The organism is Prevotella sp. HJM029, assembly GCF_000599605.1.
In the GTDB taxonomy this organism is placed as follows: domain Bacteria; phylum Bacteroidota; class Bacteroidia; order Bacteroidales; family Bacteroidaceae; genus Prevotella.
On record NZ_KK082679.1, the window covers coordinates 58479 to 79468 of the forward strand.

General features: G+C 49.3%; 13 protein-coding genes. All 13 read right to left on the reverse strand.

Translation table 11 applies throughout. The features are described from left to right. Positions 1-5: 5 nt before the first annotated feature. Positions 6-1925 carry an FAD-dependent oxidoreductase gene (locus X919_RS0114050; protein ID WP_028900655.1) on the reverse strand — a complete coding sequence of 640 codons (1920 nt, stop codon included), beginning with the start codon at positions 1923-1925 and terminating at the stop codon, positions 6-8. A gap of 452 nt (positions 1926-2377) precedes the next feature. Beyond that, on the reverse strand, positions 2378-3961 hold the full coding sequence (locus X919_RS0114055) for a RagB/SusD family nutrient uptake outer membrane protein (RefSeq protein WP_028900656.1): 1584 nt from the start codon (positions 3959-3961) through the stop codon (positions 2378-2380). Between the two features lie 17 nt (positions 3962-3978). Then, positions 3979-7239 carry a SusC/RagA family TonB-linked outer membrane protein gene (locus X919_RS0114060; RefSeq protein ID WP_028900657.1) on the reverse strand — a complete coding sequence of 1087 codons (3261 nt, stop codon included), beginning with the start codon at positions 7237-7239 and terminating at the stop codon, positions 3979-3981. A 133-nt stretch (positions 7240-7372) separates the two neighbouring features. Further along, a complete protein-coding gene (locus tag X919_RS0114065; protein ID WP_028900658.1) occupies positions 7373-8341 on the reverse strand; it encodes a FecR domain-containing protein in 969 nt (322 codons plus the stop codon). A gap of 97 nt (positions 8342-8438) precedes the next feature. Next, positions 8439-9011, reverse strand: coding sequence for an RNA polymerase sigma-70 factor (locus tag X919_RS0114070; RefSeq protein WP_051502559.1), 573 nt, complete (start codon positions 9009-9011; stop codon positions 8439-8441). Positions 9012-9223: 212 nt separating this feature from the next. Next, positions 9224-9832 carry a DUF3843 family protein gene (locus tag X919_RS0114075; RefSeq protein ID WP_155949745.1) on the reverse strand — a complete coding sequence of 203 codons (609 nt, stop codon included), beginning with the start codon at positions 9830-9832 and terminating at the stop codon, positions 9224-9226. 203 nt (positions 9833-10035) lie between these two features. After that, positions 10036-10611, reverse strand: coding sequence for a DUF3828 domain-containing protein (locus tag X919_RS0114080; RefSeq protein ID WP_028900661.1), 576 nt, complete (start codon positions 10609-10611; stop codon positions 10036-10038). A gap of 96 nt (positions 10612-10707) precedes the next feature. Further along, positions 10708-11361, reverse strand: coding sequence for a carbohydrate-binding family 9-like protein (locus X919_RS0114085; protein WP_028900662.1), 654 nt, complete (start codon positions 11359-11361; stop codon positions 10708-10710). Beyond that, a complete protein-coding gene (locus X919_RS0114090) occupies positions 11358-12458 on the reverse strand; it encodes a phosphotransferase enzyme family protein (protein ID WP_028900663.1) in 1101 nt (366 codons plus the stop codon). Before X919_RS0114090 ends, X919_RS0114085 begins: the two co-directional genes overlap by 4 nt. Before the next feature lie 34 nt (positions 12459-12492). Continuing rightward, a complete protein-coding gene (locus X919_RS0114095) occupies positions 12493-14661 on the reverse strand; it encodes a GH92 family glycosyl hydrolase (protein ID WP_028900664.1) in 2169 nt (722 codons plus the stop codon). A 205-nt stretch (positions 14662-14866) separates the two neighbouring features. Then, positions 14867-16552, reverse strand: a complete 1686-nt coding sequence (locus X919_RS0114105; RefSeq protein ID WP_028900666.1) for a sialidase family protein — start codon at positions 16550-16552, stop codon at positions 14867-14869. 7 nt (positions 16553-16559) lie between these two features. Beyond that, complete coding sequence (locus tag X919_RS0114110; RefSeq protein WP_028900667.1) at positions 16560-18644, reverse strand: glycoside hydrolase family 20 protein; 2085 nt, start codon at positions 18642-18644, stop codon at positions 16560-16562. Positions 18645-18701: 57 nt separating this feature from the next. Continuing rightward, complete coding sequence (locus X919_RS0114115) at positions 18702-20957, reverse strand: GH92 family glycosyl hydrolase (RefSeq protein ID WP_028900668.1); 2256 nt, start codon at positions 20955-20957, stop codon at positions 18702-18704. Between the last annotated feature and the right edge of the window lie 33 nt (positions 20958-20990).

Sequence of the window (20990 nt, forward strand, 5' to 3'; positions counted from 1 at the left end):
TTATGTTATTGATGTTGTTTTTGATCAATGGGGCGACTGTTGAGCGCAGGTGGCTCGGACAACACCCATCCTTCGTTGTAATGTTGATTGTTGGGAAGCGCCGAATGACCTACACCTTGCAGCATCAAATGGCGCAGTTGGCCGAAAAACAACTGGTAGACCTGCCGCGGCAACGCATGGTTGGCCTTGCAAACTGCGGCAGCCATGCCCACCACTTCGCCCATCATGCCCGTGGTTCGCATCACCCTTGTCGAGCCAAGTGCCACATGTGTGACGCTAATGTTGCGCCCTGCCATGAAAAGGTTGTTGACATTGCGTGAGTAAAGGCAACGAAAAGGCACGGCATAAGGATAGATGACGCGCTGATGGGAGACGGCTTTGAAGGCCGAAAACGGGAAGATTTGCTGCTGAAGGCTGTCGGGATAGTGCAGATCGAGGCTCCAAGTGGTGGTGAAAGTGGCGTCTTCGTGGGGCATGTTGCGCATGATGTCTTGCTCGCTCAGCACATAATCGCCTAACAACCGACGCGACTCGCGCTTGCCAGCCACATAGCCTACCCATGCCAAACGCCATTTTTCGTAGCTCTTTCGCCCTTGATAAGCATGCTTGAGAAAGCTCCAATTGGCATAAATCACCGCCAAGCCATAGTCGCGAATGGCCTCGATTTCGTTGATTTTATGGCGCCAAAGCCCTGTTTCCCACGTCCATTCGCCTTTGAAAACAGGCTCACACGTGTGGCGGTTGATGCCGATTCCATAGTCGAAATGCGCGAAAGGGGCAGCGTGTTGTGCCTTTTCGGCACGCCATTGCATGGAAACGCCTAAGGTCATGCTATCGGCTTGCTGTGGCGCCAAGTCCTCATGGAAGGCCGATTGCGCCTCTCTGCCCATGCGATAGTGTGCACCTGCGAGGAACCCCACTGTGCCATCGCCTGTGCAATCGGCAAAAAGAGGTGCCGAGAAGCGCAGCCGTTGCCCTGTTTCTACCTGCTGTGCCACGACCGCTTTGATGCAATTCCCCTCGTTGTTGGTGGAAGAAGCAGGCGCCATCTCCACTCTGTCGACATGGAAATTCAGGTAAAGGCTGATGTTTTTCTCGGCTTTCACCACGGCCATCTTGCGTGCATCGGCATAGTTTTCGGCCGGCATGGCATTGCCTTCTTGCGTGGGTGCAAACTCTTTTTGCAGGTCGCCGAGCCGCGGATAAGGCTCCATGTTGATGCGACCGCCAAGATGTACGCGCACTTCCGAACTGTTGTTGCCACCCAAAATGGGACGGTTTTGCACCAAAGCCACGCGCAAACCCAAGCGAGCTGCCGCCAAAGCCGCACTCATTCCGGCCACTCCGCCACCCACAACCACAAGGTCGAAGGGCGTTGTTGAGGCTTCTTGGATGGGCGATGGATGTTGCTTTTCGCGCCAAGTGGCCAGCGTTTGGGGTGCGTGGGGTGGGGGATTGGGCGTGGTGGAAAGGTAGATGGCATCGCAACGGCCGTCAAAGCCCGTAGCATCGTGCAACGAAAGGCGGTTGATGCCCTGCTTTAATTGCGCTTTTCCGGCATATTGCCACTGCCAACTGTCGCCCGCATCGCCCACCATTTGCCCCAACTTTCGACCATTCATGCCTACGAAAAACCGGCCGGGACCACGTCCTTTGTGCCACGGTGACGTCCAGTTGTACGTGCGAACATAAACGAAATAGGTGGCCGCGGTAGACACATTGACCGGCGTTTCGGCCATCTTTACGGGTGTTCCCATGCCATGTGCTAACAAATAGGGCGAGCCCATCTGCTCAATAAACTGTGCATCGACCACCCAACCGCCTTTGTTTTGAAACCTTTCGGCCTCAACCAATAGGCTGTGGGCAGCGAGATGGAGCGCCGTTACCAGCAACATGGCCAGCGTTGTGGTGCGTTGTTTTGTCATTGTTGGTTTGTGTTTGGTGATGAAAAGTCCCATTCCGACCCTCAGAAAGGGTCGCCGCAAGAATAAAATGACCGTTCAGACCCTCTGAAAGGGTTGCCGCAAACAGAAAAATCCCATTCAGACCCTCTGAAAGGGCTGCCGCAAGAATAAAACGACCATTCAGACCCTCTGAAACGTTTGCTGCATGATGCAGGAGCCTTTTCGACCCCTCCGAACGGCTGTTGCGTGGTGCATGAGCCTTTCTGATGTGTCAAAACGACGGTTATCAACCTTCGTATGTGCCTGAGTTGCACCGAGAACATTTCGCATTTGTTTGGCCCTGCTTAGCAAAGCGAGTGGGATGTGTTGTGAAAAATGGTGCAAATTGTCCCACAAAATGATGCATATTGTAGTCGGATATACACCAAATTGCGAGACAAAATGATAGCTATTACTTCACGAGCCAACGCCTTTTAACGGCGAAGGTGTGGGTTGAGCTGTGCGTCTAAAGCTGGGTAAGGCAGATAAATGCTCTTCTCTCCTTGCCAAGTGAGGCCGTTGGGGATGAGCACTGTCTCTTGCAATGTGACGCCAGGTGCCACGGTGATGGGCGCATTGAGTTTGCGTTGGTTGAACACTTGTTCTAACCTGTTGAGGCGCATGAGGTCGTCTCGGCGCGTAACCAATGCTGGCCAATAGCCTGCAACCTCCCAACCATGCTCACGAATGCAGGCTTCTATGAAGTCGTTGCCGCTCATTCCGGCTGGCAAAGCAGCTAATCCTGCCCGCTGACGCACGCGGTTGATGCACTGATAAGCCATGGCATTGGGGCTTCCATCGGCGCGACATTGGGCTTCGGCATACCACAACAGCACCTCGGAATAGCGGATTAAGCGGTGGCGATGGCTGTTGGATGAAACGTAACCGGCAGGCTTGGTGTAGTCATAATCCACGTTGTCGGGGCCCACAGTGAAGATAGAAAACATGGGATGTTGCTCTTCTACCTGCCACCAGTCTAAGAGATCGGTCTCGCCTTGGCGTCCGTTGTTCTTCAAAATCTTGGGATTGTAGATGGCATCTTTGCGCGGTCCGGCGGGAAAATCGTTCCAAAACTTGATTTCACCCCAGCCGTCTCCCCAGCCACCTAACGACTCAAAGAGATTGCTTTTTGACATTTCGGAGTCTTCATCCCACATGAATGTGCCCGAGAAGTTGATGCCAACGACTGTTTCGTTGGTGTAGTTGTGGCTCGGTGCATACACGTGTTTGAAATCGGGTTCTAAGATATACTCATAAGTTCCTGCGTTAACGCCGTCGATAACGGCCTTGGTTAGCGTGGCAGCTTCGGCATATCGCTCGGTTTTTTGCAGTGGCCAGCCCGCCATTGCCATGTCAACAGCGGCCAAAGTGGCTTGCGCTGCCTGCTTGGTGATGAAGATGTTAGCACCGTTCATGGCGCGTGGTGCGGTGGAATAGCGTGTGGGAAGCGTGGCGATGCAGGCCTGGAGGTCGGTCACAATCTGCTGATACACCTCTTCAACCGACGCCAATGGTCTGCTATAGTCCACGTCTCCAGTCAGATTCATGGGTACAGGTCCGAAGCGTCTTACCAAGAAAAAATAGTTCACGGCACGCCAAAAGCGCGCCTGTCCGATGGCGATGTTCTTCTCTTCTGTGCTGGTTGGCGTTTTCTCTGCGGTGTTAATGATGTCGTTTGCCGCCTTGATTGCCACAAAAGAGGTGCGCCAAGTCCATGAAGCGCCATTGTTTCCGTCGCTGGGATGGAAGGCATCTACCTCGGCCACATGCTGCTTGTTGCTGCCGGGATTGGTGGTAACATCGTCGCCTTGCCATGCAATCATCATGGGATTGGTGTTGGTTTGTGTGTCACACACCTTACTATACAGGGCATTTACGGCCATGTCCAATTCCTCTTGCGACGTAAAATAGTTCTCAGGTGTGAGACGTCCTTTCGGATTTTCGGTGAGGAAATCGCTGCAAGCGGTAGTCGTTACCGCCAGCAAAAAGGAGGATAGGAGTATGATTTGAATTTTCATCATGTTGTCTTTTGAAGTTAGAAATTGATTTTTACGCCGAAAGTAAAGGTGCGAGAGAGCGGATAAGCGCCCATATCGATACCATCATTGATGTCAACATTGCCGAGCGATGTGTCCATGAATGAGGTGCCCGAGGGGTCTAATCCTTTATATCCCGTGAGCGTAAACACATTCTGACAGCTCAAAGATAACTTCACATCGGCAAAGCGAGTCTGCTGTTTGGTGAGGTTATACGACAGGGTGATGTTGTCCAAACGGAAGTAATCGGCCTTCTCCAACCATTTGGTTGAGGCACCTTGATAGTTGTTATTGGTGACATTTACGGCGGGGAACATCGGATTATCGGTCTTTCCAAACGACTGATAGTAGGCTTCTTTTAGGGTAATGAATTTCGAAGCGCCATTCATTGAAGCCGCGAAATAGCGCATGAGATTGAGGCGTTTGGCACCAAAAGCACCCGTAAAGAAGAGGTTTAAATCCCAGTTTCGCCAAGAAAGTTGGTTATTCCAACCCAAAGTGAAGGTGGGATTGGCCTTTCCACAGAATGTTCTGTCGCCCTCAGATAGCGTGCCACTGCCGTCAAGGTCGGCGTAAGTGTCGTGGCCTGTAGCATCTAATCCCGTCCATTGATACAGATAAAATGCGCCAATGGGTTGCCCAACGACGATGCGTGTCACATCGCCCATCAGGCCAATCGCAGGCGAATAGCCCTGAACGAAGGGAATATTATCCAACGAAGTAACCTTGTTTTTGAGGTAAGTGCCCGTGAAAGACGAGTTCCAATTCAAGTCTTTCTGCTTTAAAATGTGAGCATCGATGGTGAAATCAACGCCTCGGTTCACCACTTCGCAGGCGTTAACCCAATAGGTTCCGCCTCCATCATATTGCGGAAGTGTTTTCTTCAGCAGACCATCTTTGGTGGTTTTGTTGAAGTAATCGATAGAGAAGCGCAAACGATGGGCAAGTGTTGCGAAGTCGATACCGATGTTGAATTGGTGTGTTTTCTCCCAAGTGAGGTTGGGAGTTGCACGACTTGTGCCTGCCCAGAAGCCCGTATACTTGGTCGATCCGCCATAAGCATAGCCCACTTGTTTCATCAATCCCAAGGTTTCATAGGGCGAAATAGCCTGACTTCCCACTAATCCGTAGCTCACTCTGAGCTTGGAATCTTGGATGATGTCTTGCTGTTGCATGAACTTTTCGTTGCCCAATGACCAGGCTAAGGCCACAGATGGAAAGAAACCCCATTTGTTTTTGAAGAACTTTGACGACCCATCTGCGCGGAAAGTTGTCGTGAGCAAATAGCGGTTATCGTAATTATACATCAAGCGACCCACGCCAGAAAGCAACGCCCAAGCTTCGTAATCATTGTCTGATGTTTTGCTTTTAGCCAAGCCAATGTTCCACCATCCTACGCTTTCGGTCAGCAGATTGTCGCCCGAGATGTGCATCATGCGATACTTAGATTGCGTGGCTTCGAATACACCTGTAGCCGTAAGACCATGCAATCCCCATTGTCCTGCATAAGTAAGGTTGTTGGTTGATTGCAGCATCATGCGTTGTCCGTCTTGATTGGTCATGCTGCTTTGTTCGACAACGCGCTTAGAATTAAACCAATAATATTTGGCATCGTTATAGTCTATGCCGTTGGTTGTGGTGAAAGTTAAGCCTGGAAGGAGATTAAATCGCAAATCAATCCTGCCATTAAAGATGTCTTGTCGCCCCTGACCGCTATTGAGTTTGAGGCTCCCAACAGGGTTATCTGCCGTGATAGCATTATAGAAATCGTGGCTATAGTTGCCTGCATTGTCCATCACATTCGTCACAGGTGAGTAGTTTAATGCAAGCCATAGCATGTTATTTTTAGATGCACTGAAGTTCACCATGCTTCTAACATTGTGAGAAGCATTCACATCTGCGGTGATAGTGAGCCATGGAGTGATGTTCGATGTGAGGTTGAGTTTTGCTTGATAGCGTTCGTTTTTTGTACTAAGCACCGTTCCTGTTTGACTCAAATAATTGCCCGACAGGTAGTATTGTGTGTCGCGATTACCATTGGTGAGCGTCACTTTATAGTTCTGTGTGAAGCCTGTTTGCGAGATAGCTCGCTGCCAATCGGTGCCTTTTTCGCCATTTTGGAAAGCAGTTAAGTCTGCTTGACCGAATGTTCCGGGATGGGCTTCGTTATAAGCTGTGGCAAATTCGTAGGCATCCAGCAATGGATAACGCTTGGCAATGTTGCTGAAACCAAACTGAGCATCAAAGGATACTTGCTTCATATCGGCCTTTCCCGACTTCGTTGTCACTAAAACTACACCGTTAGAACCGCGCGAACCATAGATGGCTGTGGCCGAAGCATCCTTCAAAACCTGAATAGATTGGATATCTTCTGGGTCCAAACCAGTGAGTCCACTCTCGCGAACGATGCCATCAACTACGTAAAGTGGGTCGTTACTTCGGTTGATAGAGCCAGCGCCTCGAATGCGAATTTTCATCTCACCGCCTGGAATTCCGCTGTTCACCACGTGCACTCCGGCAATCCTTCCCTGCAAAGCATCGTCAACACGCGTGATGGGTTGGTCCTTAAAAGCTTTGTTATCGAGCACCGAAACCGAACCGGCTAAGTCGGCTTTCTTCACGGTTCCATAGCCCACCACCACCACTTCGTCTAAGGCTTTCACATCATCGCTGAGTGTGATGGTCATGTTTGGCGAGGCTTTGAGCTCTTGATCTTGCAGCCCTATGTAGGAGATGACGAGCGAAGTGCCTGGCGATGCGTTGAGCGTGAAGCGCCCATCGGCATCGGTAATGGTCTTGTTGGCAGTGCCTTTTTGTTGGATTGTCGCACCCACTAAGGGCTCTCCACTCGCATCTTTCACCATGCCCGACACCTGTTTCGTGGCAGTTGGCGTAGCTGTTTTTTGCGAAAACACAATGTATTTGCGGTTGGTGATGTCGTAACGCAGTGCATGTGTTTGTGCAAAATGTTCGAGGAAATAGGCGATTGTGCCAGTGGTTTGTCCAAACGAGACACTGCTCTTGGGGTCAATGTCGCTGTCTTTGTAGACAAAGAGGTAGCCACTTTGTTGCTCAATTTCGTGAAAGAATTGTGCAACAGCTAATGTTTTGTTGGATAATTTCACATTTTGTTGCTGTGCAAAGGCTGGCTGAGCAAGCAGAAATAGACCTAAGAAGGTGCAACAAATGAGTAGCCATCGTAGTGCAAAGGGCTTGCAACTACCTGTAGCTTGTTTACGATTGTAGGATAATCTGTCCATGTATCAGTTGTAAATGAGATATAGTTTGTTTGTTATTTCTTTATGTAGACGTCTGGGTTGGCATGTTCTTACATGCTGTTAACCACGGGGTTGTTTAGGTTCTATGTGCCGTTTATACCTCCTTTCTGTTCGATTACTGGATGATAATTTCATTATTTTTCTTGTTTTCACTCACTCGAAAACCATTCATACAGCTCAATACGCGTAGTATTTCTGCTGCTCCATCGCTCGTTCTAAAGCGACCTGAATAATGAGTTTGTAAGATGTTGCGATTTTTGATACTGATTTTTACACCATAATATTGTTTCAAATCTTGAATAATGGTTGCTAAAGAGGCCGATTGAAATGATAACATTCCTTGTTGCCACAGATTCATTTCTTCGTCAAAATGCAGGGCTACAAATCCCGTATCGGTAGCCATGATGCTTTCATGGGGCTGCAAAAGGACACTCTTTCGGGGTGCTTCTGTTCGAAACACACGCACACTACCCCGCAAAAGTGATACGCAGAGTGGTGTCCCGGCATAGTTTTTTACATGGAAACGCGTGCCCAATGCCTCGATATTCACGCCATTTGCTGTCACCACAAAGGGTAATTGCTTATTTTTGGCTACATCAAAGAGTGCCTCTCCCTGCAAAAACAAGTGGCGCTTGTCCACAAAAGGTGTGGCAAAACGCAGGGTTGTGTTGGCGTTTAACCACACTTTACTGCCGTCGGGGAGCGTCATTTGGCAGTGTTGCCCATAGGGGACACGCAGCGTTTGCATGCTGAGCGTGGGCTTAGTGGGGGTTGGTTTAGGCAGGAAGAACCACATGGTGAGCATGCCCATGAGCAAAACAGCAGCATAACGCCAGCTTTGTTTGGCGGCGTGTAGCCATCTTTTGCGCCGCAGTCTTGTTTTGAAGGTGCGAAGTTGTTGCTGGCCTTCCTCCACGTCGGCTTGCGATTCGTGGAGAAACAGCAGGGCACTGGTTTCCATTTGTGCCATGATAGCCTTGCGCAAAGCCTCGTCGTGCTGTGCTTCTTCCAGCAAGGTCGCCCGCTCTTGTGGCGTGAGTTTTCCTTGTAAGTAGGCGATGATTTGTTCGTTGGTGTGCGTCATTGTCTTGGTATAATACGTCTATTGAGGTAAAATCCGCTAAAAGAAGTGCAAGGAAAAATCTACTTTTAAGTTCTTTTAAGGAATAAAGCATTCTGCTTTATAGCCCTAACAGTACGAGCAGTGGTCTTATGTTTTGCAATGTTTTGCGCAGTTTGGCATAGGCAATGCCCATTTGTGTTTCAACAGAGTGGGTAGAGATGGCAAGTGTCTGAGCCACTTCTTTCTGTGACAGATGGTGGAATTTCCGCAAGATGAAAATTTCTTTGCAGCGGGGTGGAAGTTGGTTGATAGCGTTTTCAATGCGTTGTTGCAGGTGGGTTTCGTCTTGAAATTCGGTGAATGTTTGTGCTAATGCACTTTCATAGAGCCGCAGTTCTTGCCTATCTGTGAGTGTTTCGACGGATGTGCATTGCAGGGTGTGCAGTCGTTGGCGCAACACGCTGAGACAAGCATGCTTCAACGCGATGAAGAGATAGCCTATTTCGCTATGTGTTTCTTCAAAAAGAGGACACCGCTCGTAGAGTTTTAAAAACACATCTTGCACCACATCTTTGGCAGCCTCCTCATCCTTCAGGTAAAAAGTCGCAAAATGTTTAGCACGGGTGTACCACAAAACATAGAATGTATCGAAGTCAAACATGGTGGAAGCGCTTTTTAAGTGTTTCTGCATTTTGTGCTTACAAAGTTACAAAAAATAGTGGGTGTGGATGTCATTTGATAGCGATTACTTTGGTATCTTTTTGTGACGGAAAAGAAAAAGGGTGGAGATTGCGTTGCAATTTGCCGCAAATTAAGTCCTCATCTCTATGCTTTTGTAAGCGAAAATGATAGCTTTTATCACGCGTTAGGGCTGCGATGGCACAACAATCCTTTGGCGATGGCCTATGCTTCGTAGTCATTTTCTTTCAAGAAGCGAGCTAAAAAGTCCCAGTTTTCGGCCACTAATTGATGAGCAAGGGTAGCATCTCCTTCTAAATAAGGGAAACGGATGTTGGGCAACATGTTGTGTTCGAAGAGATAACGTAACAAGGGTTGTGACGCTTCATGGATGGGAAGCAGTTCGAAACGCTCCTCACAATAATTGAAAAGGTCTTTCGAAAGCTCGTAAATATAGAGATTTACGGGGTGAACAATGTGCGTAGGGTCGGCCGAGAGCGTTTTCCAAACTAAGAATTGAATGTCTTCTATGTTGGGTTCATTGATGAAATAGGTCTCTTCATTGACCTCGAAAAAGGGCAGATAGCGACCATAAAGCTGCTTATGCAGGGTGATAAAACTTTGCCAAATGCCCAATTCGCCCACAATATCTTCCATATACAGGGCAATGGTGCATGCTATTTCAACGATTTTTTCAGGCGATTTGTCGGCGATATGTCCCTCAATAATTTTTATAAGTTGGTTGGCAAACCGCGCATACGAGAGGTTGGTTGAATCGTCTTTAATGTGGGGATGCCATTTGATAAAGTCTTTTCCTACGATGGTTCTTTTCATTTTCTTGGGTTGTTTGGTGAAATCATGCTGTGCCTTTATGCCAAAGATGGTGGCGAAAGGCACTACAAAGCCACAAAAAAGATGTGGTGTTGGGGTACTGTTGGGTTCTGTTTTTGGGGTGAAAGGCTACATTCTTGCTATTCTTTTGTTGAACACGGTTGCCGTTAGGGTGGGGCTTTGAAGCGGAATCGGGTGCAAAAGGATTAAGGATTTTCGCGGATATATTGTGCTTGTGCGGCACGAATACCGCGCGGATTGGATGCGTCTATCAGGTCGTCAATGCGCCATAGTCCCTGTTCTTTCACCATTTTCAGTTCAAGGGGCACGTCTTCGCCGTTGTGAAGAATGAGCTTCACGCGTGCCGTTTGATGATTTTCGATAGAAACAACGCGCACATTGCGGAAAGAAAGGTGGGCGTAATCTTGCGCTTGTATCCAGTAACCATAGTCCCAAAGGCCTATCTCTCCGGGATGACGTGCATCAATTTGGGCCACCTTTTTGCCTTCTTCGTTCCATGCTCGCGAACAAAAACGTTGTTCAAAAGCAGCTTTGTCTGGGGCTTCTACGTTGGAATCGTTCATACTTTTGCAAAGAAAACCATAGATTTCAGTAACGCGTCGGGCGACGATGGCACTGTCGTTGGGAGCGTTTAGCCGTGTGATGGGCGCGTTTTGGATAGTCCTTTGCGGCTGCTTGGGGTGCGAACAACCCAACAAAAGACAGACCATGCCGCATGAAAGCAGTCCCAAGAATAGCGGATAAGTGCGCGGAATGTGCATGTGATGTTGCGATTTTGGAGGATAATCTGAACGGCAAAAATGAATCAAAAAGAGGGAGATGCACTCCTAAATGGTGCATCTCCCCACATTTTAATATTATAAAAAGTTGATGATTCCAAAGTCTTCGGGACGATGGAAATCGGGTTTCTCGGATTGAATGGGGCTCCATGACAGGAAATGGGGCTGCAAAGTTTTGTCGCCACACTTATAGAAATTGGCTCGCATTGTGCGTCCTGACAGCTCTGTTATGTTGTCATCGAAGAATGATGTCGTGGGGATGACGAGCGCAAGTTGCCAAGCTGTGCAGCTTTCTCGTGTAGGGAAGGGGGCCGTTCCCAACGAAGTCCACCGCTGAATGGCCTGCATCACGCTATTAGGAGCGGGCTTTCGTCCTTCTCTTCCTGCGCCATGGCAGAGCAAAGCACGACCGATGCAGTTGGTCTCTAAGTTGTAATAGCCCGTTTTGTCATCTGGACTCACGAAAAATTCGCAACATGAATCTTCCCAAACGTGGCCACCATCGGTATCAACCACAGCACGTGCATAGTCTTCTTGCACACAAAAATGCAAGAAAATGGCATGATTGTTGTGAGCCATAGCAAAGCGCACTTCGGGCTGATGAGGATAGGTTTCATGCCAATTGGCAGTGGCAATGAGCTGATAGGGTACGTGTTCGCTTTTGAACAACGCGGGAATAGCCTCGGCTTCTGCTTTGAGACAGGCTATTTCGGGCACTTGAAGTTCTTTCATTGTTTGAGGGTTTGATGGATAAATTCGGTCATCATAGGTTCTTTTTTGCGCACATCTTGATAGAGGAGCAGCTGATTTTTGGCGCGCACATAGTTGTGTTCGTCATATTTTATTTTGTAATAGGTGTCACCATTGAGATAGTCTGTCAAGAAACGTACGCATTGCATGTAGGGGAAAAGTGCTGCTGCGAAGGGCAAAAGACTTATCTCTGTAGGCGTTAGGAAGGATGAAGCGCTACTTAAATAGCCTTCGGTGAAAGCCTTAAAGATAACGTCGTTGAAGCCCACAGATGCGTAATCGTCGCTATCTTCGGCCACAAAGTTGGCTCCAGTGCGCAGAAAATCGCCGTAATCTGAGAAGACAAAGCTTGGCATAACGGTGTCTAAATCGATGACACACAGCACATTTCCTTCGGCATCAAACATCATGTTGTTCACCTTTGTGTCGCAATGACACAGGCGTTTAGGCAATTTTCCTTCACGATATAGGCGTTCTGCCTGGCACATCTCGTCGCCATCGCGCAGTAAAGTGGTGATGATGTCGTTCACTTTGCTCACTCTTTTTGCCTTATCTGCCGCAATAGCTTCCTTAAACTGCTGCAAACGCAACTCCATGTTGTGGAAGTTGGGGATGGTTTCGCCAAGGGGTTCGGCCAAATCGACCAGCATTTTCTCGAAGTCTCCGAAAGCTTTTCCGCACGAGAATGAGCTTTCTGCGTTCACTTCCTCATGGGTATAGGCATCGGGAATGAATACACTTACGCGCCAATATTGCCCTTTGGCGTCGCGATGATAGGTCTTTCCGTCGGTTGTTGCAATGAAACGTAGGCATTTTCTGTCCACATCGGTCTCGCCTTGTGCCAGCAATTTCTTGCGGATGTGTGCTGTAACGGCCTCGATGTTGTGCTGCAACAGGTCGACATCTTGAAACACTTGATGGTTGATGCGTTGCAAAATGTAATCGGGTTGCGCCGCTTCGGCTGTTGTTACTTTGAGGGTTTCGTTGATGAGCCCATTGCCAATGGGAGCTACTTTCTTAATGGTGCCCTGCAGTTGGAACACCGAAAGGATGTCGAAAATTTCTTTTTCGTCTGTCATAAATGCTATGTTTAAAATGGTTTATCATTCTGTTTTAGGGGCGATCGCTGGGCTTCACGCCGAAGTTTGAGGGCTTGTTGCCCATGAAAAATTCTAACTTTCCGCCGCGAACGATATCTTTAAAGTCGATATAGGCGCGTGAATAGGGTTTGCCATTGAGCGTAGCACGCTGAATATACATGTTTTCTGCGCTGTTGTTGTGGGCTACAATTTGGAACGTTTTGCCCTTGCCTACCTGCAAAGTAGCTTCATGAAAGAGGGGCGAACCAAACACATAGCGGCCGCCTGCAGGCTCAACTTGATAGAGACCCAAGGCAGAAAGCACATACCAAGCCGACATTTGACCCACGTCTTCGTTGCCACTTAGCCCGTCGATGTTGTCATGATACATCGTTTTCAGCACTTCACGCACGCGCGAAGCCGTCTTCCAAGGCTGGCCGGCGTAGTCATAAAGGTAGATAATGTGGTGGCTGGGCTCGTTGCCATGCGCATATTGTCCAATCAAACCAGTGATGTCTGGCGAGGCATCCTTGCCCATATCGCCTTTCACAATGAACAGGGAGTCGAGCTTATTGACAAAGGGTTTGTCGCCACCGAAGACCGAAATGAGCCCCCTAACATCATGAGGAACGAGCCAAATATATTGCCATGCTGTGCCTTCTGTGTAGTCATCAGCGCGGTGAATGACCTTAAAGGGGTCGAAAGGTTCGCGGAAATGGCCTTTAGAATCAACGCCCCGCATGAACTTTGTCTTCTTGTCGAAGTAGAAATCGCGATAGGATTGGCTGCGCTTGTGGAAACATTGGTAGTCTTTTTCATCCTTTAGTTCCTTCGCTAACTTGGCAATACTACCATCAGCCAGTGCATATTCCAAACCTTTGGCCACGGTTTCGTTGGTGGGGTCAAGGTCATAAGGCAGGTAACCATATTTCTTTAGCAGATCTAAACCGCGGTCACCATTGAGCTGGGTCTTCTTGGCTGCTTCCAAAATGGCACGCTTATCTACATCGAATCCTTTCAAAGCAATGTCTACAATCACAGGAACTCCAGGGTTGCCCACCATGCAATCGGTCTCGTTTCCCTCCAGAAACCACACCGGAAGTCGCCCCTGTTGTTGCGTAATGTGTAGCATGGTTTCGGCAATGTCGCGCTGCTTTTCGGGATGAATGAGTGTCATCAAGGGGTGTGCTGCACGATAAGTGTCCCATAGTGAGAAGGTGGTATAGGGCGTAAAGTCGCCATGATAGGTCTTGCCATCGGCACCTCTGTACTCGCCATTGACATCATTAAACACCGAAGGAGCAGTCATCGTGTGGTACAAGCTGGTGTAAAAAATGCGTTTGTCAGTGGCATTATCGGTCTCAATGGAAATCTTTCCCAACTCTTTGTTCCAGGCGGTTTGTGCCTCCGTCACCATGGCATTGAAGTTCCAGTTGGGCAATTCTTGCTGCAAATTCTTACGCGCATTGTCAATGCTCACACTCGAAATGCCCACCTTTACCATGAGGGGTTGTCCTGTGGGTTCAAAGGAAAGCACACTCAACGAGTCGCCTTCTTTGGTACAATGGGTGATGGGTTGTGAAAATTCGGCTACGAAAAACACGCGCTGGTCCTTTGCCCATCCTGTTGAAAAACGCGAGCCTACGATGGTGTTCTGCCCTTCTTGCTGCAGGGTGCAAGCCGTCATTTTGTCCCAACCCACGCCTTGTGCCAAGTCGAGCACCACTTGTTCTTGTCGGGCATCGGCCGGAAACGTGTAGCGATGAAAGGCGGTTCGTTGGGTAGCGGTGAGCTCAACACGCACACCATTGGCCAAGGTTACGGCGTAATAACCTGGCGTAGCATACTCGGCTTTGTGGGAGAATTTCACCTCGCGCACATTGCTTTTCGTCACAGGCAGCAGGGCTATGTCGCCCAAATCGCCGATGCCTGTTCCGCTAAGGTGCAACTGTCCGAAGCCGATGATGATGGAGTCGCTGTAGTGATAGCCCGAACACCAGTCCCAACCCTGCTTCTTTTGCGTGGGACCTGCTTGGATATGACCAAACGGGACATTGGCTCCGAGGAACACATGTCCGTGTCCTCCTGTGCCAATAAAGGGGTTAACATATTGTGTGTAGTCGTTTGTGGCGGGCTGAATGGCAGCCTGTGTGCCCACAACGGCTATGAGTGGGAGCATGAGTCCCAAAAACATTTGTTTCATTGTTATAATCGTTTACTGATTGATTTCTCTGTGTTATTTTTGAATCTCGCTGTGCGACCTCGGGTAAAGTGGGCTATATTGCAGAGCAAACTGTGTGATATAGCATTGCAATCTATGCGATATTGCCACACAATTTGCACCATTTTGTTCAACCATTTGCGTGGGTGTGGTTGGCCAGAGCCTGTGTGCTGTTGCCCCACATACCTCATTCCGTCAGGCAAACGGAACCCCGCTTACGAACCGTTGGCTTGACTTTAACTGCCGTTTTGCCACCCACAAAGTCTTTGAGTGAGATGGCTTGGAAGGTCATATGAGCTACACTGCTCTCATAAAGGATGCCCACCGTCTCGCGATCAATCATCGTCAGGCAGGAATAGCCCCAGCCATAGTCGTCGTCGAGCAGCACCTGGTGTGAGGCTTCCCATGTTTTTCCATCGTCGAAACTCAGCTTAATGGTGATGTTTCGGCGGTCTTTGGGGTCATTGGGATTGGAGAACAGCAAGATGTTTTTGCCCAGAATGTTGTCTTTTGCGGGCACACTGATGAGGCTTGCCATGCAGATGGGCTCTTGCAAGGCTTTGATATTTGAGGAGTGTTCCTGCCAGGTTTTTCCCCAATCGCGTGTGGTGTAAACGGCTCTTCCGCCGCCACTTTGGTTGCGCATGTTGAGCATCAGTTCGCCCGAAGGCAGCTCTGCCACCTGCGCTTCGGTGGTATTATAGCATGCTGGTGAAGAGATGGCCCATGTTTCTCCATGGTCTTTGCTATACAAAATGCCGGCATGGGGTACACGGTCTTTATCAATAAACTGCATGGCAAACACCAATGTGCCGTCTTTGCAGGTGATTCCGCGCCCTGGTCCTTGGAAGAAAAAGTACCATTCGGGTTGCTTTAGCTGGGCTGTGAGGTTGATAGGAGCCGACCATGTGCGCCCATCGTCGGTGCTTTTTGCCATCACTAGCTGTGCCGTGTGGTCTTTATCCATGCCGGGTTTAGAGCTAACCCATGCGCGTTGGTTGCCCATTCCGTGGGTCCAAGCGGCCACAACCCAACACGTGTTGTTGGTTTTGTCCACGAGAATAGCGGGGTCGCCGACACCATTTTGTGCCGCAGGAAGACCGCCATTCTCACCAAAAGCTAAGGGCAAGCGCATGGGTTCCCACGTCTTTCCGCCATCAATGCTGCGGCTAAGTCCCACGTCAATGTGCTCTTGCAGGTCGGTGCTGCTGTTGTAACGCACATCATAGACACCCAAAAGCGTGCCGTTGTTTGTCGTCACTAAGCCCGGAATGCGATAGGCTGTCACGCCATCGTCACCAGCATGGCGCACGCCTATACCCATTCTCCGTTGTATATCGCGTGCCGAAGTGTCGACGAGTGGCAGGGCTTTTCCATCGGCAATGGCCTCTGTGATGGCGGCATTTAACGTTGCTTTTAGGGGCACATCGGGTTGCATTTCGATGCTCACCCAGAAGTAATTTACACCCGGAAAGAGCGATTGTTTGGCTGGTAAGGTGAGACGATGAATGGTGGGTTGTAACTCACTTCGCAACACCACATACGATGGAATGGCACGCAAGGTTTTGCCAGGTGTGAAACCTGTGACGTAATCTACAGGGGCAAAGCGCAACTTGTTGTCATATTGTCGGGCATCAGTGCCACCATAATAGAGCTTGATGGCCTTTATTTGATTGAGCGGAAGGCTGTTGTCGAGCGTGAGTTCGATGTTGTCTAAAGTCCTGGTTTCAGTGGCTTTGAGGCGCATGAGCAGCAACACATTGTCGTGACGCTCAATCAAAATGGGCACTTGTGGCTGCTTTATATATAGGGTGTCGGCAGCTTTCGCGTGGAAAGTGCTGAGCAAGAACAGGGCAAGGATAATTTTTTTCATATGTAATTTATTTTCGATTAATCATAATTTCGTCGATGAAGAGCCAGCTATCGGGCTCATGCAATGCGGCTTTGACGTGCACATAGCGACCTTTTGCCGATCCTTTCCATTGGTAAGGGTAGATGAGATAGCCCGCAGAAGGCTGAATGTCGCAGGTTGTTTTGTTAATTTCTACGAAGTTCTTTCCATCGTTTGACACTTCAATCTGTACCGAAGAAGGGGTGTAAATCATGCTGGCAGGCTGTTGCATGAAGTTGATTTGCACGTCGTTGATAGGAGTGATTTTCTCCATATCAATGATGACATCAATGCCTTTGGGGTCGATAAAACCTTGCCATCTGCCGTTGACATAGCCCCAGTTTCCACCGCGTCCGTTGGTTAATGTGCTGTCACCTTCGGCACGATATTTTGGGGTATAGCGACTTAAATAGGTTACTTTCTTATGCAAAGCCTCGTGATTCATACCCAAGCGGAACTCCTTTCGATCACCCACTTCCTGGGTTAAATCGAAGGGATGGTAGCCTTTTTGTTGCAGAAAGTCAACGGCATGGAGCGCCCGTTTGCGGAACTTGGCATAGTTTTTATGTCCACTTGTCCAGCCCACTTCGGCCAAAGCTAATGCCCGTGGATAGAGCATATATTCCAAATGTTGTGGCGTTGGTACATATTCTGTCCACAGATTTCCCTGCAATCCCTCAAGACAGGCTTCGGTTTGTGGTGTCCGACAGCTATCAGGAAGTGGGTTATAGCTGTACGTTTTTTCCAATGTTACGTAGCCACCTTGTGCTTTTGGTTGGGTCATTGGCGCATCTTGGTAATGGTCAAAATAGCAGAATTGGCCGGGAGTCATCACTACAGGGTGGCCTTTTCGTGCAGCTTCGAGCCCAGCTTCAAAGCCTCTCCATGACATAACGGCAGCATTGGGCGCGAGCTTCCCTTCCATAATTTCATCCCATCCCATGAGTTTTCGGCCATGGGCGTTGAGGAATTGTTCCATCTTCTCCGTGAAATGACCTTGCAGTTCAGCCGTAGTCTTCAAGTCATTGGCTTGCATTTCGCGCTGACAATCGGGGCAAGTCTCCCATGTTTTGCGCCCCGCTTCGTCACCACCAATGTGGATATACGACGAAGGAAATAAGTCCATGACCTCATAGAGCACATCTTTTAAGAATTGATAGGTGCTGTCTTTGCCCACACAGAAGTCGGATTGGCCATGCACTTTGCCCTCACATGCGAGCGAAGGATAGGCCCATAGCACCTCATTGCTATGTCCAGGCATCTCGATTTCGGGTATAACGGTGATGTGACGAGCGGCAGCATAGGCTACGAGGTCGTGCACTTCATCTTGCGTATAATAACCTCCGTAGGCGCCAGGAACATCCTTTTTGCAGAAGGTTCTAATGCCTTCATTCCACCATTTGTGCCAATCTTCCATGGTTCTATAGGCCGCTTCCTCGATTAAACGGGGGTATTTCTTGATTTCTAAGCGCCATCCGCCACCATCAACCAAATGCCAATGGAACCGATCGAGCTTGTAATAGGCCATTGCATCGAGCTGCTTTTTGAGCACATCGATGGGGAAGAAGTGGCGCGAACAGTCGATCATGATGCCGCGATAGGGATATTTTGGATAGTCGGTGATGTGCACATGGGGCAGTCTTCCGTTCTCTTTGAGTTGCTGAAGCGTCTGCAATCCATAGAAAAGTCCCATCGGTGTGAGGGCTTTGATGAACACTCCACGGCGCGAAATGGTGAGCTTATAGCCCTGAAGGCGCACACTGTCGGCCGCCATACGTGCCTGTTCGGGCGTGCCGGTGCAGAATAATCGCAGCGGATAGAGATGGGTTTTGCGCACGATGCTGTTGTTACCGCGGCGCAACTGAATGCCCATGGTTTGTGAAAGATAGTTTTGTAGCTGTGTAAAGTCTTCGCCTTTGAGATTGGTTTGTGCAGCGGTGAGCTGACTAACGGCTATCGATCCTTTTCCCATCACGATGCTTTGGGGTTTGGGAATGATGTTGTGTGCGCGTGATTCGGTGAGGAAACAGGCGCCCATCAAGAGGCTAAAACAAAATTTTATCAAGGTCTTCATTTCATTAAGAATAGGTAAGTGTGGCGCCTTTCGCCCTCGGCGCCACGATGAGGATTATTATTTTAAGATGAATTTCAATGTGCCTGCCTTCACCAAGTCGCTGTGGTTGATGCGGTAGGCCGTCCAAGGTTGGCCGCCAACCTCCATCTTTTCGATGCGCACGGCTTGTGGATTGCTGCGCTGGGTCTCTATAACGAGCTTGTCTTTGCCCCATTGTTGGGCATCGAGGTGCAGCGTAATCTTGTCAAAAACGGGCGAGGTGAGCGTGTAAGCCGGTTCACCTGGGCAGTCAGGATAGAAGCCCATCATGCTGAAAAGCGCCCAAGCCGACATCGTTCCCGTGTCATCATTGCCAGGAAGTCCCTCGGGACTGTTCTTGAAATAGGTTTGCAACAGCTGATGGGTGAGCACCTGTGTGCGCCATTCCTCACCTTTAAAATAGGAGAAAAGGAATGGATAAGCGATGTTAGGCTCGTTGGTTGGGTCGTAGTTTCCGCGGTCAAACACCGACTGAAGCTGCTCGATGAAGCGCTTTTTACCGCCCATGAGCTTGGCCAACCCATAGATATCGTGGGGCACATAGAACGTATAGTTCCACGCATTGCCCTCATGAAAGCCCGGAGAAGGTTCCCAGTTGGCACCTTGTAGCGGGTTGAATGGACTATAAAACTTTCCATTGGGCAGGATGGGGCGCAACATATTGAACTCCTTACTGAAGTAATGTCGGTAGCCCATCGAGCGGTTATAGAACAGCTTTGCATCGGCTTTGTGTCCTAAAGCGGCTGCCAAGCGCGACAAAGCATTGTCGGCAATGTAATATTCCAACGCGTGCGACACCGAATTGTCGAATGAATCGCGCAGCGAAATATAGCCTTTCTCCACATATTCGTTGTTGTCGGGGCGCAGCGGATTGTTCTTTTCGTCGGTTGTGGCACCCTTTTTCATGGCCGTGTAGGCCTTGTTGATGTCGTAACCGCGCAGCCCTTTCAGCCAACAGTCCACGATAACGGGAATCGAAGGGTCGCCTTCCATCGTGTAAGTCTCGCGTCCAAAGAGCTCCCATTTGGGCAACCAGCCGCTCTCATCATACATACTGATCATCGATTTAATCATGTCGCGCTGGCGATTGGGATAGACAAGCGTCATGAATTGATGCAGGTTGCGGTAGGTGTCCCACAGCGAGAACACCGTGTAGCGGTTGCCTTCGTGCTGCGTAAGCACGCGATTGCTCTCCATAGCCGGATATTGTCCGTTGACATCTTGGAGGATGTTGGGATGGATGAGGGTGTGATAGAGTGCCGTGTAGAAAATGGTTTGCTGGTCTTTGGTGCCACCTTCGATTTCAATTCTCGACAGGTCGGCGTTCCATTTCTGCCGTGCTTCTTGCGCAATGGTGTTGAAATCTTTTCCCTTTTGCTCGGCGTTGAGATTCTCACGTGCGTTGGCTATGCTGACAAACGATACGCCCATTTGCACCTCAATCACCTCGTTGTCGGTGGTGTTGAAGTTCATATAGACGCCAATATCGTCGCCGGCCATCTCTTTTTGATAGGCCGTGTAGAGCTTATATTGTCCTCTGTCGGGGAACCATTCAGCCTGTTTGCCCGTCCGTTCGCGTTGCTTTTTCCAGTAACCGGCACTTTGTGGCACCTTGTTCACGCGCATCACGAAGTAAATGGGGAACACGGCTTGAGCGTAATAGCAAAAGGCGCCTTGCAGTTTCATGCCCTCATACTCGGTGGGGCTCACCTGTTTCACCATGGCTCCCGACTCTTTCGTGAGACCTTCGCCAAGGTTAAGCAACAAATGGCTTTCGCCTTTGGGGAACGTAAAGCGCTCGCAGGCAGTGCGAAGGGTGGCAGTTACCTCGGTTTTCACGCCGTGTTTCACCAAGAAATTGCTGTAATAGCCCGGACGAGCCACCTCGTCTTTGTAGTGACTGCCATATTCTTTATAATCGACATTGAGCTTGCCTGTGGTGGGCATCAGCAACAAAGAACCCACATCGGGGCAGCCAACGCCGCTGAGGTTGACATGGGAAAAGCCTGTGAAAAACACGTTGTGGAACTCGTAAGGCGTTGACCACCAGCGCGAATCTTTATCGCATTTGTTCTCATCGGAACCCATAACATTGAACGGAACTACCGACATCAGCCCGTTAGGACAGATGGCTCCAGGGTTGGTGGTGCCCAAATTCGACGTGCCAATGAACGGGTTGACCAAGTCGACCGGCTCTATTTTGGGTGTATGAACAGCTTGCAACGCACCGAAATGGCACGCCATGCACAAGGCAATCATGAGGTTCTTTTTCATTTTAAAAAGGGTTAGTAGGGTGATGACCTTTGT